This window comes from Bacteroidota bacterium (assembly GCA_020402865.1).
Classification (GTDB): Bacteria; Bacteroidota; Bacteroidia; order Palsa-965; family Palsa-965.
Genome location: JADBYT010000004.1, coordinates 18,313 through 35,855 on the forward strand (window position 1 = coordinate 18,313; position 17,543 = coordinate 35,855).

The following is a 17,543-nucleotide window of genomic DNA, read 5'->3' on the forward strand; positions in this document are numbered from 1 at the left end:
TGGGATAAGAGAAGGTCTGCATTTTCTTGGAATAGCGGGGCGTGCCGCTGTTTGGGGAAACTTCTCCTCAGGGAAAATTTGTGGAGTGTATATTGAGGACCCGTCAGGGAAAAAAATTCCCGGTAAAATCAATGAAACTTTGCCGTTAAATTTTGAAGTAATAATCACAATCCGTGAGAAAACCCTTTTTGATTATGACGAATATCAATCAAATGCTGTTTCATATGTTTTATATCCCTTTTTCCCTGAAAATTGCAGAATAACGATTTCTCTTTTTAATACCGCTAATGAGCTTTTATTTAACGAATGTGTAATTAAAGAAAAAACAAAATTTACACGGCGCGATACGAGTTGCAGCTATTTTAGCACTGAAGAATACAACAACAAACAGAAGGTGTATTACTGGAACAGCGATTCTGTAACAAGCACCTACAGAAATGGAAAGTTAGCCTTCTCCCAACTATTGAGTCCCGAAAAAACGACGTCACGCGAAAATGGGAGTCGAGTTGTAGTGACAAAATCGGCTACGGTGTATTACAAAAATAATCAGCGTGCCGCTTACCAAACAAAAGACACCTTACTACTATATAGCAAGCGAGGCAAGCCTGTATTAAGCATATTGGGCGACTCAACAACCTTTTTTCGAAAAGACGGAAGCGAACTTTTGTTTTACTGCCCGGAGTATAGAAGATATAGCAGCCGCAGCGGAAAAATAATTGCGGAGCGATTTGGGGATTCGCTTGTAAAATATGATGATGCTGGAGAATTGAGCTACTATGCTCTAATTGATCACGATTCTGTTCGTGTGTACGCTGCCGGAGATACTATTGAATCTATTTCAGGACACATCTTCACCGCTAACATGTTCTACATTAAGGAATTTAAGCACATTGTCGGCGAGATGGAGATGGTGTGTCTCGTATTAGGCAACTCTGATTTTGAACACTGGTGCGGTAAACAATCAATACGTGTTTACGAAATAAAAAAATCTGTTTCTCCCTATTTCAGATGGCCAGAGTGCTATTTTGATTCCTCAAAATAGTTGAAAAAGCTCGTTTGTGAAACGCAAATAATGAACTCCCGGTAATTCTTGCTTCTTGTATTTTCTAGATTGCAGTAGTTCTTTTCCGTTTTTGTATCTTGCATTGTCCCAACCCCGTTTCTCAATGAAAAAAACTATCCTCGTTTTCTTCGCCTCGTTTCTGTTTGTGTATGGAAAGGCGCAGTATGTAACCATTCCGGACACTGCTTTTGCAAACTGGCTGCAGACCTACTATCCGTTCTGTATGAATGGAAATATGCTTGATACAACCTGCAGCACAATTACCGGAGAGACGGGAATAACCATTTCGAACCCGAACATTGTTAACTTATATGGTCTGCGGTATTTCTATTCTTTGATCATACTCGACGTAAGTTACTGCACGTCGCTCACTACGCTGGATAATCTTCCCTCCGGCTTATTTACACTTGGTGCGATTGATTGTCCGCTGACCACATTGCCGCCGCTTCCACAGGGCTTATCAGATATTACATTGCGGAATGCGAATATTACAAGCTGGCCGGTATTTCCTCAAAGTCTTAGCGCATTTATCTGCGATAATTGTGGCCTCACCTCTTTACCTGCTTTACCTGCCACATTATGGCAATTGCGGGTATTTAATAACTCGCTTACGTCTATTCCGCCGGGCTATAACGGATTGTCTGCGCTTGGTGTGAGTGGCAACCAGCTCACCTCATTGCCGCCGCTTTCTTCTGGCCTTTTAGACCTGAAATGTGCCAACAACCAGCTTACTTCCATTCCGGCGCTGCCCTCAAACCTGTACGGGCTTGATTGCGCGGGCAATCAGCTTACCGCACTGCCAGCTTTGCCTCCTTTGCTAGGCACACTTATCTGCGACGGCAATAATCTGAATACGCTTCCTGTATTACCGCAGAACTTAGGCGTGCTGTTTGCTTCCGGCAACAACCTTACTTCGCTGCCCTCAATTCCGGCATCATTAAGTCAGCTCGATGTTTCATCCAATCAGCTTTCTGCTTTACCTGTTTTGCCAGCGACAATGAGCCTGCTTAAATGCGCAAACAATTTGCTAACACAGATAGACAGCTTTCCCCGCAATCTTTTTTTGCTCGACTGCAGTTCAAACCAGTTAACCTGTTTGCCTCAGCTGCCGGATCCGGCAGGTTTTCTGAGCGGTACTGTTTTGCCCAATCCGTTGCAGTGTTTACCCAACTACACCGCCTGGATGACCAGTCAGCCCGCTTTGCTCTCCATGCCTTTGTGCCTGCCGTCGAACCCGGGCGGCTGTCCGGTGGTGAATGCGGTGTATGGCGCTGTGTATGATGATCTGAATAGCGACTGCATTTTTTCTGTAAGCGACGCGGCCCTGCAGCATGTTACGGTGCGGCTTTTGAACAGTGCGGGCAGTCCGGTTTATCAGAGCAGCACAACAGCTTCCGGCGCATACGGGTTGCCGTCAGGTTCTCCCGGTAATTTCACTTTACAGGTTGATCAATCAACCGTTCCGTTTCTTTCTTCTTCGTGTCCGGGAGGCTTTTCGCAAAACATTTCGTTAACCGGAAACAATCCGGTAGTTCAGGGGCTTAATGTGGAAGCCGGATGCACGGGAAGTTATGATCCGGCGGTGCTTTCGGTGCTTACAACGGGCATGGTGTTTCCGGCACAACTTCATCAGGTGCGGGTGTTGGCTGGCGATCTTTCTTCGTTAACCGGCTTTCCGTGCGGGGCCGGGCAAAGCGGACAAGTAACCGTAACGATATCCGGGCCGGTGAGTTATGCTGGTATTCTTCCCGGCGCTCAAACTCCGGTGCAAAGCGGAACAACCTTTACCTATACGGTCAGCAATTACGGCACATTTGATCTTGACGCTGCCATCGGGCTTGAGTTCCGCACAGATTCGCTGGCGCAGATTGGCGACACGGTTTGTGTTTCAGTAACTGTTACGGGTACCGGAACAGATGTTTCGCCGGGGAATAATGTGTTGAACTATTGTTATCCGGTTACTAATTCATACGATCCTAACCAGAAAGAAGTGTTCCCCGGCGTGGTTTCTCAGGGTTACAATGGCTGGTACACCTATACTGTGCATTTTCAAAACAACGGCACTGCTCCTGCCCTTAACATTGCCGTTGCCGATCAGCTCAGCAATCTGCTTGATTCTTCTTCGTTTCAATTTCTTGCTGCAAGCCATGCATACAACTGGTCGCTTTCGGGTCGTAAGCTGAATGTGTACTTTCCGAATATTCAGCTTACCGACAGTGCCACCAACTATGCCGCATCGCAGGGCTGGTTTCAGTTTCGGATAAAGCCGGCAGGTAATTATCCGTTTGGAACGATTATACCAAACTCGGCCGCCATTTATTTCGATTTCAATGCGCCGATTATTACCAATACGGCATTGGTTAATTATAACGGGCCTATTGGTATAGCAGAGCCTGTGGTCGAACTGCCGCTGCGGGTTTTCCCTAATCCGGCCGCCGAAACCATTACGGCTGTTACTTCTGTGGTCGATGGCTCAGAGCTGCGTTTGTATTCGCCGCTGGGAGGTGTGGTGTATGCGCAGCAGGTAATGGCTTCGGCCACCGAAATAGATTTGCGTGCGCTGGCTGCTGGTGTGTATGTGCTTGAATTGCGCAGCGGAAACGCTGTGCGGCGCGAGAAGGTAATTTTGGTGCATTAAATGCCGGCTATTTTGTTCATTCTATTTTTCTACATGCCTGTTACTTTTTCCGCATCCGGCGTTATTGACTTTGTATATAAGACTTATAGCGCGCCTTTTACTGATGAATAAGGAGCTGTTCTTTTCCACAAGTCGCACAAAAGTCTGATGTATATTAAATCAATCTTGTCTTTACATGCGAACCTTGTTTTCCGTTTTTTTGCTTGGCATGGCCATCCTCACACATGCCCAACCGAAAGATTCTTTAATGGTTTTTGCCTTATCCGCAACAAGCACCGGGCCTTCTTTAGAGGGTATGATTTACCACATAAACGCACCGGACGGCGTTTCGTGTTCTTTTGTAGTACGGGAAGCACACGGCGATTCGGTAAATCTTACCATTAATGGAAAAAAACAGGGCCCACACCTGATTTACGAAGGGGCGGCCGATGGTTCGTTGTGGGCTTAGTATGTTACCGATTCGCTGGTTTCTTTTTTTGTAGAAGATGACCGGTTTCACAAAAAAATCGTGTCATCCTATCAAAAATCCACCAACCTGTTTGATGTGGATATTACTATTTCCGAGAAATCACTGCGTTACTATGATCTGTGGGAACCGGAGAAATATGTTATTGCTGCATTTCAAGCACTTAAATCAGGAACCGGCATGCACATTGTCCTTCGCGGCGAAGGGCGCACAGTGTTGTGCGAGGCTTACGGATTTATATCTGATTCGAGCGTTGTGCTCATTAAATCAGATTCTTCCTATACCCGTACTATTTTTTACAGCAACAAGCTTAGCCGTGACGACAAATATTATAAGGTGTTTATTCACAATCGCCGTTCGGCAGATGACATTAGACTGCCGGCTTCTACTCATGTGGTGATTGCCCTGAAAAACGATTCTGTGTGCGATTTCGGCGGTTTTATGCACACGTCGGACATACTTGCAAAAACTATTTATTATAGGAACGGCAACCCCGCCATTACCGAAACCCACGACAGTATCCTGTATTTCAACCGCAGGGGGCTGCCTGTACTGCAAGTTTATACCGATTCTGTTGTTGTTTGCAGAGATAACGGCAGCCGGCAGTTTTTACTTAAACCAAACTACCGGTGCTACACAAACAGACGAGGGCGAGTTATATCCGAACGATTTGGCGACTCGCTGGTACGTTATGATAACGCAGGTAAGCTTAGGTATTATGCCCTCACATCCAATGATTCCATACACGTATTTTCGGACAATGGTGTTACACTTTTTTCCGGGCCGCTGATTATGTATATGGGATTTTCAAAGGATGCTCATTTTGAAGTGTCGAACAAACGGGAAATAAAATCGGGCGAGGATGTACTGTTTCTGTTTTTGACAGATGAAGTATTATTTACACATTACCGCAATTTTTCGCCGCGTATTCCCGACATGGAGCATCTTCCGGGCAGTCCTTATCCGTATTTGTATTCGGGGTCTATTTTTGCACATTAACCTGCGTTTTTGAATAAGGAGCACGAGTTTATGCACTATACTTATATTTAGTGCTTTCGTTAAACTGCCATGCTCCGTTACCTTACTGCCTGTTTCCTGTTTTGTTTACTCGCGCTCCTTGCCACCTGCAAATACGCTCCTTATGTAAAATACTACACCGCCCGCAAAGGCCATCAGCCCCGGTTTTGGCGGCACGACAGACTCATTGGCGCGACCAACGCTTTCCGCACGTGTTACGATGTAACGCACTACGCACTTAATGTAAAGCCCGACTTTATGCAGCAGCGGCTGGCGGCCAACATGACAATTTCGTTTACCGCGCTGAATGATTTTGATACGCTGCTGCTTGATCTGCATCCGTGCTACAAAATTTCAACGATTACCGCCCCGGCCGGAAAGGTGCGTTACTACCGCAAGCGTAATGCGCTGTTTGTAGTATTCAACACGCGGCAGCAAAAGGGCGCAGCAAACGCAATCAGCATCAGTTACGAGGGCAAACCAATAACGCTGGCCGGGTTTTGTCCGGTAGTCTGGAACACCGACCGCAACGGTGTGCCGTGGTATGCCACCATTTGCGAAGGAATAGGCGCACACCACCTGTGGCCCTGCAAGGATTTGCTCTACGACGAGGCCGACAGCTCGTCGGTTTGCATTACCGTGCAAAACGGCCTTACCGCAGTGAGCAACGGCATACTTGTAAAAACCGAAACGCGCGGCAACGAAACAACATTTTACTGGAAGGCCTCCAACCCGATAAATGTGTACAACATTTCGTTTGCGGTGGGCAATTACACCAAAGTAACCAAGACTTACGAAAACACCTCGGGACCACACGAACTGAACTGTTATGTACTTGCCCACCGCGCCGCCGATGCCGAAAAGCACCTGGAGCAGCTGAAAGACATGTTTGCCTTCCTGGAAAATACGTTTGGGGAATATCCCTGGTACAACGATGGCTACAAACTGGTGCAAACTCCGGGAGGCGCATCAATGGAGCACCAGACCAGCATTCACTACTCCGGCATTTTCCGCAACAACGGTATGGGTGTTGACGCGCTGCTGCTCCACGAAACTGCGCATGAGTGGTTTGGAAACAGCATAACCGCTGCCGACTACGGCGATTTGTGGCTGCACGAAAGCTTTGCCACCTACTGCGAATGGTTGTACACCGAACATAAATCGAAACCCGAGCATTACACCGCTTTTGTAAATTATCACCTCGCTAATGCCGGCGGAAAAGTGATTTACAACAAAGCGCCCGTTGCCAAAAAAACCGGTGTGCGTTACATGGCGCTTGTGGCCGACCGCGATCAGGATATTTACAACAAAGGCGCGGCCATGCTGCATAGTTTGCGTTGGACGTTTCAAAACGATTCGCTGTTTTTTGGTATGGTGAAAGCGTATTACGCCAAACACAAAAAATCGCAAATCACCACCGCCGATTTTATTGCGTATGTAAACAGCTTCACCGGCAAAGATTACGGCTGGTTTTTTAATCAGTATTTGTTTGATTACCGTGCGCCGGAACTTAACTACTACATCACTGTTGCCGGAAACACACAAACACTGCATTACCGCTGGAAAAATACGGTGCCGGGCTTTGATAAAATGCCGGTACGGGTAATTTGCGGCGATGAAGCACGATTAATTTATCCTTCGGCGAAAGCGCAAACCGAAACGTTTGGAGGAAATGTGCCGTTGTCGTTTTTCGGGGCGGGGGGGTATTGTGAGTATCTGAGGAAAAAGTGAACTTGATTAAAAAGATTTACTCTTCAAGATAACCTGAGTAGAAATTTGTTTACGTTGTTCTTCTTTAATTCGTTGGGCCAATGAAATAACCTTTGCGGTTGGTGTCGCATTTCCATTATCAAAGTCAAGTACGAGTTGCTTATCTATTGACTCTTCGGATTTGTTTTTCTTCTTCTTAGACATTTTTATCTGTTATTCCTGGTAAACCTTTCTCTGTTAATGTGTGAATAGCTTGTTGTTCTAATGTTGTTAATGCTTGTAAAGTTAGCGGATTTTTAGGCTTAATTGTCTTTTTATTATGAACAGCTAATTTGCCGCCTTCTTTACGTGGTTTACTGCTAAAGAAAAACTCCTGATACCGTCTTGGTGCTACTCCATCGTATATTAATATTTTAACCTTGTCGGACTCTGTTTCTTTTTCTGTTAACGAGTCATTATGGAGTTCTATACACAAACTTTTTACGTAAGGTTCTATAAAATACACTTCTTCTATTCCTGCAGCAACAATATGTCTTGCGCAATTATGGCAAGGATATGTGGTGGTAAATAATTTTCCCCCTCTCATCTGGGTTCCTGTTTTTTGACTCCCTGAAATGATTGCAAGCATTTCTGCATGAACTGATCTTGAAAATTCAATCAGGTCTTTGAGGGGCGACTCTTCCCGAAGTGTTTTAAGTATGATGTTTCTGATCTCTTGTTTGTCTTTCTCTCCATTGTCTATCAACTCCTGAAATACTTTTGTGTTCAGTATTTTATCGGTTGCTTTTTCAGAAATATCATCTTTCCTGGAATCATTAAAGCAAATGCCTTTCTTCCAGCATCTTTGATCCTCTTTACTGTCTTCTCTATATACCCCTCCTTTAAATTGAGGTACATCATTCCATCCCTCTGATAATATCCGGTATTCTTTATCAGTTATAGACGCTCCAACCTGTCTTGATAAACAAGCCGAATTAGCAGCCGCTGATTTTGCCACATACATAGCTGTTTCTTCGGGCAGAGGGGTTACAACAGGTATATCAAATATCAACTCCAGATATCTTTTAATCTTTTCTGGAATTTTATCTTTATTTTCTTCTGATACCCTTACAAAAAAGTCGGCCTCAATGAATGTGTTTCTTACGTTTTGCCCGTCATTATTGTTTTCGTATTCGTCATGCTCAACTAAATCTATTGCCTCCGATTTATTAATCGGTTTTGCTGTAAGATTTTTTATTCTTTGTTCTTTTGGAGAAAAGACACTGAACATATAGAAAATGTCTCTGTACAAGGCTCGTAAAACCTGTAGTTCTTCTTTATTTTTAATCGAATCTATGATGTAGCATTTTCTTTGACTTGTAAATTCTTCGGGGCTCATTTCTGTTGAGTTGTCAGGGTGTCGGTCAGAATAAATATCGCGAATTGCATAATCAATTAGTATTGAATTTAACTTATACTTTTTGCGAAATTCATTTCCTCCCCTAATCTTATTCATCATTTTTGTGTATTCGGCTGATTTTCCCTTCTCCATTTCGTCAGAGTCTGGTATTCTGTCGCTTACTTTTAAATGAATTACGGTATAGCCATATTCATCGGAAAGCTGTTTCTTTAACTGTTCTATTACTTCATGTTTCAACGACCCAATCGGCGAGCAAATACCTATCACAATCTCTTCCGTAAGTGTATTCTCTATCTTCTCCCGGGTTGTTTTGCCCTTATTGTTCTCGTTAGCCCGTTCTGATGAGACATAATTTACTGCTTCCATATATTTCTTATTATTTTCACAATATACATCAACAAAAAGCGAAAAATCCGGCTTGGATTTATTTCCAAACCGGATTTTTCAACAGATTTAGTTAGGTTCTACACCTGATTAATCTTCTTCGCCAGCTCATCTTTATACGAGCCGCCAATGGGAATGGGCTTTTTCTCGTCTTCGAGCATCAGGTTGGGTGGCTCGATGGAAACGATTTTATCAATACGCACAATGAACGAGCGGTGAACGCGCACAAACTCGTTGGGCGAGAGTTTGCGTTCAATGTCTTTCATGGTGGAATGGATGGTGTAGCGGGCGTTTGAGGTGTTGATTACTACGTAATCCTTGAGCGCTTCGATGAAGTAAATATCGCGGGTGCGCACTTTTACGAGGCGTGAGTTTGATTTTACGAAGATGATGTCTTTACTGTCTTTGTTTTCTACAATGGAGTAAAGGAAATCACGCTCTTTGCGCATGTCGCTTTCTTTCTGGTGCTTGTAAAGCGCCATTTCAATGGAGGTGCGCAGATCTATTTCTTTAAACGGCTTGATGATATAGCCGTAGGGTTCAGTAATTTTTGCCTTGCTCAGCGTGCTTTCGTCGGCGTAGGCGGTAAGGTAAATGATGGGAATGCTGAAACGCTCGCGGATTTGCTCGGCGGCTTCAATTCCGCTCATGTTTCCTTTGAGCATAATATCCATCAATACCAGATCGGGTGTGTGCTCTTCTGCGGCGCGTATGGCATCTTCGCCATTGGAGCAGATCGCCACTACATTGTACCCCAGTTTGCGCAGGCTCATCTGGATATCTTTGGCTACAATGCTTTCGTCCTCGACGATTAGAATATTTGTTTTTGACATGCTGACTTACTGATTTGCAGGGATGCTGGTAAATTCGATGGTGAATTTAGCGCCTTTTTTGTTTTCCAGCTTTATTTTCCCATTGATTTGTTCAACAAGTGTAACTACAAGTTGAAGTCCGAGTGATTCGGTATTACGATAATCCACTGTTTCCGGAAGCCCTGAACCGTTGTCGGCAATAACAATTTTGATATTTCCCTTATTTTCAGTGAGGGTGAGGGAGATCTTGCCGTTTTTAGTCTTGCGGAACGCATATTTGAGTGAATTTGACAGCAATTCGTTGATAATAAGCCCGCACGGAATGGCCGTGTCAAGGTTGAGCTGAATTGGCGCCAGACTAAGTTCAAGCTCTGGAGGCGACTCTGTGCTTGCATACGAATGCATCAGGTTCCTTGTTACATTTCCGATGTAGTCGGCAAAATTGATATTGGAGAAATCTTTAGTCTGGTAAAGGCTTTCGTGCACAAAGGCCATTGATTTTATCCGGTTCTGGCTTTCATGCAGGAGTTCGAGCGTTTTATTATCGCGTACGTATGCTTTTTGCAGGTTGAGAATGCTGGAAATAACCTGAAGGTTGTTTTTTACGCGGTGGTGCACCTCTTTAAGCAGCACTTCCTTTTCTTTGAGCGACTGCCGGAGATTTTCGTCAATGGCTTTCTTCTCGGTAATGTCGTGCGCAATGCAGGAAAGCTCAATGATATCGCCATTTTCGTTGCGAATGGGGTTGAGATAAACTTCGCGCCAGGTTACCTGACCGTTTTTATGCTCGAATTTCGATTCGAAATACTGGGGCATTCCGGAAAATGTGGCCTTGAACTTTTCGTCCCAGAAGTTTGAATATGTTTCTCCGGTACGCAGCTTCACTTCTTCGATATCCATACCCACGTAAGGCCTAATTCCGTAAGCGCGCATAATCCAGTCCGACTGCTGCTTATTGAACGAGGTCATTCTGTGCTGGCGGTCGGCCGTCCAGATCATGTGTGTGCTGCTTTCAATAATGGCATTCAGCTGCTCGGCCTGGCGGTGTATTTTTTCTTGCGCCCTTTTCATTTCAGTTGTTTCGTGGGCAATACAGGACACTTCAATTATTTCGTCGCCGGGTCCGTGAATAGGGTTCAGAAATACTTCTCGCCAGGCCACTGAGCCATCTTTCATGGTAACCGGAAGCTCGAAGTGCTGTGGGTTTCCGGCAAATGTCTTCTGTACTTTTTCGTCCCAAAACTGTGCATATTCTTCAGAAATGCGTCTCGAGTAGGCAATCATATCGAGTCCGATGTAAGGCTGGTCACTGTAGGATTTTCCGAACCAGTATGCATAGTTTTTATTAAACGAGGTTAGTACGCTGTTCCGGTCAATAGTCCAGATAATGTGCGAGCTGGTTTCGATTACGGCATTAAGCTTGGCGGCCTGAATGCGCAGTTTTTCCTCGGCTTTTCGTTTGGGTGTAAGGTCTTCATACACGTACACAAAATGCAGCGGCTGGTTATCATCGCCACGCACCAGTGTGATGGTAATATTTACATATACCGTTTCTCCGTTTTTGTGGCGGTAGCGGTGTTCGTCCACAATATGCCGGAAACCGAGTTTGATAAAGTCTTCACCTTTTGGCAGGCGCGAAAGGTCGCCGGGGAGCTGAAGCTCGTTTATCGACATTTCCAGCAATTCGTTGCGGCTGTAGCCGAGCATGCTGCACAGGCGTTCGTTTACTTCAATGTAGCGCCCTTTTTGAACACTTACCAGCGCAATACCGGTGTAGGCCTGGTTAAATACGGCGCGGTATTTTTCTTCGCGCAAACGTAACTCACGTTCGGCCTGAAGGCGGTCGCTGATATCGCGCGAAATACCCATCGAACCTACTATTTCGCCATCTTCGTTACGCAGAATGCTGGCCGAAAGGAAGCAGTAAAACTCTTCGCCGTTTTTTCTTTTGTTGATGATTTCGCCGGAGAAAAAGCTGTTTTCTTCTATCAGCTTTCTTGAAATGCGTTTTCCTTCCTCGTCGTTTTTATAGAGTTCGTTGATATTCATTTTCAGCGCCTCATCGCGCGTGTAGCCAAACGAGCGTTCGGCTGATGCATTGAACTCAGTAATATTGCCGTCTTTATCTGAGGCAATAATCATATCTATCGAACTATCAACCAGCAGACGCAGATACTTCTGCGTTTCTACCAGCTGTCGTTCAAAAGTCTTTCGTTCGGTAATATCTCTCGAAACACCCATGGAGCCGATTACCTCGCCATCTTCGTTGCGAAGCAAACTTGCGGCCAGCAGAGAAGTAAAGAGTTCGCCGTTTTTGCGCTTGTTTATTACCTCACCCGAATAGTAGCCGTCGGTCTCCAGTATGGCTGTAATTGCCAAGGCCTGCTCTTCGTTACCGCCAAAAAGTATTGAAAGATGTGCCCCCAGCGCCTCTTCGCGGGTGTATCCAAATGTGCGCTCGGCAGCAGCGTTAAACTCGGTAATATGCCCGTCGCGGTCGGCCGCTGAAATGGTATCAAGCGAACTGTCGATCAGCAAACGAAGGTTTTTTTGCGTTTCGCTCAACTGTCGCTCTGCCCTGATCCTGTCCTGAATTTCGATTTGCAGTTTCTGGTTGTTTTCTTCCATCACCTGCACCCGAAGCTGTTCCTTTTCCAGTTTGCGGAATACGGAAAGATCACGCACAAAAGCAATAATGGCGGGCCTTCCCTGAAACTGATAGAGCATGGGTTTGGACTCCACCTCCACAATTTCATCGCGTATGTTCCGCACCTGCATAATATTAAACGGCACATGCCCGCCATTCATTACCTCTTTCAAACGGCTTTTTACCTGCTCATGATATTCGGGCAGGATGTAACTGAAAATATTCTGCCGTAACAATGCTTCTTCTGTTTCAGTACCGATTATGCGATAAGCGGCAGGATTGGCCGAAAGCAGTTTTCCGCTAAGGTCGAGAAAGATTATTCCGTCGGGCGACTGTTCAATAAGTGTGCGGTAAAATTCGCGGCTGGCAAGAATTTCTTCTTCAGCCAGCTTGTTTTGGGTAATATCGCGAGAAATTCCTTCTATCGCAATGGCTTTACCTGTTTCATCGGTAATAATCTTGTTGCGCGTTTCTACCCATTTTATTTGCCCGTCTTTACAAACCCATCGCACAATAAACGATTTCTCGTCAATAGCCACATTATGTGGTGGTTTTTTTCCTGCAATAATTTCCTGCGAGTCCACATACGACGTTCTGTCGTCGGGGTGAATTAAATCAAACGCAGCTAGCGGATTAACATAAAAATCTTCAGGTTGGTAACCGGCAATAGTGTATATCGAAGGACTGATGTATTCGTAATGCGGCTTGGGAAAAAACGATAACCGGAAAATAACATCATCCGCATTCTGGGCCAGCATTCTGAATCTTTCCTCGCTGGTTCTAAGCCTGTCTTCGGCCTCCTTTTGCTCGGTAATATTTCTGGTAATGCCAAATGCAGTAAGTACATTATTATCAGCATCAAACGTTTTTACCACATACTCTTCAAGCCAGAAATACTCTTTCTTTTTCTGGTGCAGAAAACGATAACGATAGATTTTGGGCTGATGGTCGATGCGCTGCTGACGCAGCATATTCATTACACCCTGCAAATCTTCGGGATGGCAATACTGGCCGAATTTAAGCGGGTCGTTCTGGTATTCTTCATAATTAACCCCAAGCAAATCTTCAATATTCTGACTCAGGTAAAGCACTTTTGGTTTGCTATGCGCTGAAAAATCGAAATGATAAACAACCTGATTAATCGCGTTGAGCACATTTTCAAGCGAAGTCTGGCTGCGGCGAAGTTTTATTTCGGCCTCCACCTTTTCAGTCACATCGCGTATCACCCCCAGATTACCAAATACTTTTCCTTCCTCGTTCTGCTTGGGGTAAACGGTTTCTTCAAGCCATACGTAAGCATTCTTTTGTTTGTGAAAAAACCTGTAGGTGAATGTTTGTGCTGTTTTATTGCGGAATAAAGCCACCGTTGCACTGCGAATGGCCTCCATGTCCCCGGGGTGAATACTTTGAGCCAGCGCGCCCGCATTGGTCAGATATTCTTCGCGCGAAATACCATATATATGTTCAATGTGCGGACTGGCAAACCGTATTTCCCTTTGGCCGTTTTGGTTAATTTCCGCATAATAGACAAACTCTAAAATGCGCGAAAAAATGGTTTTCACAAGCTGTGCATCATCGTACCAGCCTTCGTCAAGATTGGTGTCAATACGAATGTTTTCCGCGGGTTTATCCCGTAGTTTTCCATCGTTTTCAAGTAAACGGCGCAGTCTCGTCAGTTCATCTACAAGATCTTCGCGCGACCAGTTTTCGTAATTCATTCGGGGGAAAGAATTGTATTGAATTCAGCTTTTATCGGCTTCAAACTTCATCTTTATTCCGTCGTACTTTATTTCTGTGTTGTCTTTATACGTAATTGTCAGAATTAATATCCCTTCTTCTTCATAGTATCTCCAGTCGCCATCTTTCATGCCATAGGCGAAGGTTCCGGTTTGCCATACTTTTCCGTTTTCGTACCACCACGTATGCTTGCCATCGGGTTGTCCGTTTACATAATTTCCTTCAAACCGTTTGTTTCCGTTGGTAAGATAGGTGTGTTTCCAGATCCCCTCACGCATGTCGGCATGATAAACTCCTTCTTCCCTGTAATCATTCATCTGAAAAAACCAGGGACCTTCTTTTTGTCCTTCTATAAATTCGCCTTGCGTAATAACGTTTCCTTTCTCATCGTATTCAGTCATTATTCCTTCACGCACGCCGTCTTTATAATTTTCTTCCCGCAGCAACTGGCCGTTGTCGTAATACCAGCGCCACGTGCCAACCGGCCGGCCACGGTTGTCATACTTACCTTTCTGATCCGTTTTTCCGTTGGGATAATAAAATATCCATTCGCCTACGCGTACACCGTTTTTGTATTCACCTTCCGCACGCAGTTCGCCGGTTTCGTGATATTCTTTCCAGCGCCCCTGCTGAAGGTTTTTAATGTCGAGTATGCCTTCGGAAACAAGAATTCCGTCTTTGTATTGTTCTGAACCGATAATTACGCCGGTTGTATCGTATTGCTTAAATACTCCTTCTGGCACACCGTCTTTATAGTTGCCCACTTCTTTCGGCCTGCCGTTTGGGTGGCGTGTAGTAATGGTTTCTATGGTTGCCAGTTCGGGCGGGTTTTTAACCAATACGCCATTTTCCCATTTTGTGATAGACAGCAGATTTCCCTGTTGGTTATATTCTTTAAAATAGCCGTTTTTCTTATCGTTCAGGTAGCGGCCTTCAATGTGCGTTTTACCGTTCGGATAAAATTCTTTCCACACTCCTTGCCGCAAACCATTTGCATCTCGGCGGTTCAAACGTTCTGTGTTTTTTACAAAACCGCCTTTGTATTCAATAATGGTTATTACCGTGCCGGTTGTATCGAATTCAAATCCGGTACCATTTTCGCGGCCTTCGGTAAAGGGAATGGTTTGCTGTACTTTTCCGCTGGTAAAAAACTCGCGCACGGTGCCGTGTATGGTGTCGTTTCTGAATGGTTCTTCGCGTTTCAGCAAACCGTTTTCATCGAAAATCTGTTTGGGTCCGTCCTTACGCCCGTTTTTGTAGGTATAAAATACCGTGGGAACACCTTTTTCCGAATAAAATTTCCAGGTACTGTCGAGCTGAAAGTTGCGGCGGTTGCCTTCCGACTTTAATTTGCCGTTAGGATAGTAGGTTTTCCAGTAGCCTTCAGGTTTTTCACTTACAATGCGGCCTTCACTGTATAGTTTTCCGTTTTCGTAATACAGCCGGGTCAACCGCCCGGTATCAGCAGGTGTTTGGCCAGCAAGAAGAAGACCCGTTAAAAGGGCTGCAAAACAGAATAAAAACCGAATCTGATACATTAGAACAAGCCGGGCACATCATGGCTTTTTGCCAAGCGTTCTAAGATAAGGAAAAACTCCTAGCTGCGATGATTGTGCATATATGGAATACGGCTACACAAACCGAATTACAAAACGATATGCCTCCGATATCAGCAGCTTATTTTGTTTACCCGGTTGGCATGACGGCCACCTTCAAAGGCAGTATTTAAAAAAATGTTTATACATGCTTTTGCTTCTTCAACCGAAATAAAGCGGGCAGGAAGGGAAAGAATATTGGCATCGTTATGCAGGCGGGCCAGTTCGGCAATTTCCGGTTTCCAGCATAAAGCGGCGCGGATGCCGGCATGTTTGTTTGCCGCCATGCTTATTCCGTTTCCCGAACCACATACTAATAAACCGAAAACAACTTCGCCTTTTTCTACTGCACTGGCCACCGGATGTGCAAAGTCGGGATAATCCACACTTTGTTCAGTGTGTGTGCCGTAATCAGTTACTTCGTGACCAAGCGAACGCAGATAGGCAACCATTTCCTGCTTAAGAGCAAAGCCTGCATGATCGGCGCCTGCGGCCAGTTTAAGTTGAGCCATTTGTGTGTGATTTTACGGATGCAAAGTTAGCCGTTTTCCCGACCTTTAACAGCGCAGCAAATACACTTGCCTCCGCGCACGTTAGTTAAGTGAAGATTATGAACAAACAAAGTACCATTCAAAAAAATTGATCTTGAAAACGAAGTCATTACAAAGTAGATTATCAACACAAAAACGGTGTGTTATGAATTATTCTGGTTATTAACTTCCCGAAAAAAGATTTGGTAGTTTCAATTTGAAATCTCCTTAGCAGGAGTTTTGAATCTTCCTACTGCTGTTAAAAAAAAACAAGCACGAAAAAACAAACAGGTTTTTACTCATTTTTGTAAAGAATTCAATCAACAAAGAGGTGTAAAAAAACCTGTACACAGCTTGTTAATAAACTTGTAACAGGCTGTAAAATAAGCCTGCACATTTTTACTTTTGTTCATAACGTGTTATTGAGTATTGAAAACTGAGTATTGCAAGCGTTTTCGATGCGAATTATGCACCGTTTGAACAAGCTAATAGTAATAACATATATAAAAGAAATAAAATAAAAAGAGAATTATGAATAATACAGTAGCCGAGAAAGGCTGGCTTAATTTGCCCCCTGATCCCACGCTGGATTTGTTTGCTGAAATAAGCCGGCTGAAAAAAGAAAAAAAGATGGTGCTGCTGGCGCATTACTATCAGGATGCCGATATACAGGATGTGGCCGATTTTATTGGCGACAGTCTTGGGCTGGCGCAGCAGGCTGCTAAAACCGATGCAGAGATCATTGTATTTGCCGGTGTGCATTTTATGGCCGAAACGGCAAAGATCCTTAATCCGCACAAGAAAGTGCTGCTGCCCGATTTACGCGCCGGCTGCTCACTTGCGGATTCGTGTCCGCCCGAGGCTTTTGCCGCATTTAAGGCAAAGCACCCCGATCATATCGTGATTTCTTACATCAACTGCACGGCCGATATCAAGGCGCTGAGCGATATTATCTGCACCTCAAGCAATGCCGAGCAGATTGTAAACAGCCTGCCGCCCGATCAGAAAATCATCTTTGCGCCCGACCGCAACCTGGGCGGCTACCTGAACAAGAAAACCGGCCGAAATATGCTGCTGTGGGACGGGGCCTGCATGGTGCATGAAATTTTCTCGCTCGAAAAAATTGCCCGTCTTAAACAGCAACATCCTGAGGCAAAGTTCATTGCTCACCCCGAATGTGAGGCTCCGGTGCTTGAACTGGCTGATTTTATTGGTTCAACCACGGCCCTGCTCAACTTTACAAAGAAAGACAGCGCCCAGGCCTACATTGTGGCTACCGAAACCGGAATTCTGCACCAGATGGAAAAATCATCGCCGCAGAAAACCTTCATCCCTGCTCCGCCAAACAACAGCTGCGCCTGCAACGACTGCCCGCACATGAAACTCAACACGCTCGAAAAGCTGTATGTGTGCATGCAGTACGAGCTGCCGGAAATCACCATGAGCCCCGAACTGATCGAGAAATCAGCAAAGCCAATTAACCGGATGCTTGAACTTTCTGCACAATTTGGCCTGTAATTAACAGTTTACCTGTGGATAACCGCT

Annotated in this window: 11 protein-coding genes; 5 read left to right on the top strand and 6 right to left on the bottom strand. The window is 44.9% G+C overall.

What is annotated here, in order from left to right:
- Positions 1-1,166: 1,166 nt before the first annotated feature.
- The 4 genes from IM638_03345 (at position 1,167) to IM638_03360 (ending at position 6,915) form a co-directional block, all read left to right on the top strand.
- On the top strand, positions 1,167-3,701 hold the full coding sequence (locus IM638_03345; protein ID MCA6362045.1) for a T9SS type A sorting domain-containing protein: 2,535 nt from the start codon (positions 1,167-1,169) through the stop codon (positions 3,699-3,701).
- A gap of 175 nt (positions 3,702-3,876) precedes the next feature.
- A complete protein-coding gene (locus IM638_03350) occupies positions 3,877-4,149 on the top strand; it encodes a hypothetical protein (GenBank protein MCA6362046.1) in 273 nt (90 codons plus the stop codon).
- Between the two features lie 60 nt (positions 4,150-4,209).
- Positions 4,210-5,166 carry a hypothetical protein gene (locus IM638_03355; GenBank protein MCA6362047.1) on the top strand — a complete coding sequence of 319 codons (957 nt, stop codon included), beginning with the start codon at positions 4,210-4,212 and terminating at the stop codon, positions 5,164-5,166.
- 69 nt (positions 5,167-5,235) lie between these two features.
- Positions 5,236-6,915: a M1 family metallopeptidase gene (locus IM638_03360; GenBank protein ID MCA6362048.1), complete on the top strand. Its 1,680-nt coding sequence runs from the start codon at positions 5,236-5,238 to the stop codon at positions 6,913-6,915.
- Between the two features lie 6 nt (positions 6,916-6,921).
- Here IM638_03360 and IM638_03365 read toward each other — a convergent pair whose 3' ends face one another.
- From IM638_03365 to rpiB, 6 genes are all read right to left on the bottom strand, one after another.
- Positions 6,922-7,098: a hypothetical protein gene (locus tag IM638_03365; GenBank protein ID MCA6362049.1), complete on the bottom strand. Its 177-nt coding sequence runs from the start codon at positions 7,096-7,098 to the stop codon at positions 6,922-6,924.
- On the bottom strand, positions 7,091-8,659 hold the full coding sequence (locus IM638_03370) for a deoxycytidylate deaminase (GenBank protein ID MCA6362050.1): 1,569 nt from the start codon (positions 8,657-8,659) through the stop codon (positions 7,091-7,093). Before IM638_03370 ends, IM638_03365 begins: the two co-directional genes overlap by 8 nt.
- Before the next feature lie 98 nt (positions 8,660-8,757).
- A complete protein-coding gene (locus tag IM638_03375; protein MCA6362051.1) occupies positions 8,758-9,510 on the bottom strand; it encodes a response regulator in 753 nt (250 codons plus the stop codon).
- Between the two features lie 6 nt (positions 9,511-9,516).
- Complete coding sequence (locus tag IM638_03380) at positions 9,517-13,854, bottom strand: PAS domain S-box protein (protein MCA6362052.1); 4,338 nt, start codon at positions 13,852-13,854, stop codon at positions 9,517-9,519.
- A 24-nt stretch (positions 13,855-13,878) separates the two neighbouring features.
- Positions 13,879-15,324, bottom strand: coding sequence for a toxin-antitoxin system YwqK family antitoxin (locus IM638_03385; protein MCA6362053.1), 1,446 nt, complete (start codon positions 15,322-15,324; stop codon positions 13,879-13,881).
- Positions 15,325-15,542: 218 nt separating this feature from the next.
- Complete coding sequence (rpiB, locus tag IM638_03390; GenBank protein MCA6362054.1) at positions 15,543-15,980, bottom strand: ribose 5-phosphate isomerase B; 438 nt, start codon at positions 15,978-15,980, stop codon at positions 15,543-15,545.
- A gap of 549 nt (positions 15,981-16,529) precedes the next feature.
- Between rpiB and nadA the strand changes: the two genes are divergently transcribed.
- The gene (gene nadA / locus IM638_03395; protein ID MCA6362055.1) at positions 16,530-17,516 is read left to right on the top strand and encodes a quinolinate synthase NadA; all 987 of its coding nucleotides are present in this window, start codon (positions 16,530-16,532) and stop codon (positions 17,514-17,516) included.
- Positions 17,517-17,543 lie beyond the last annotated feature (27 nt).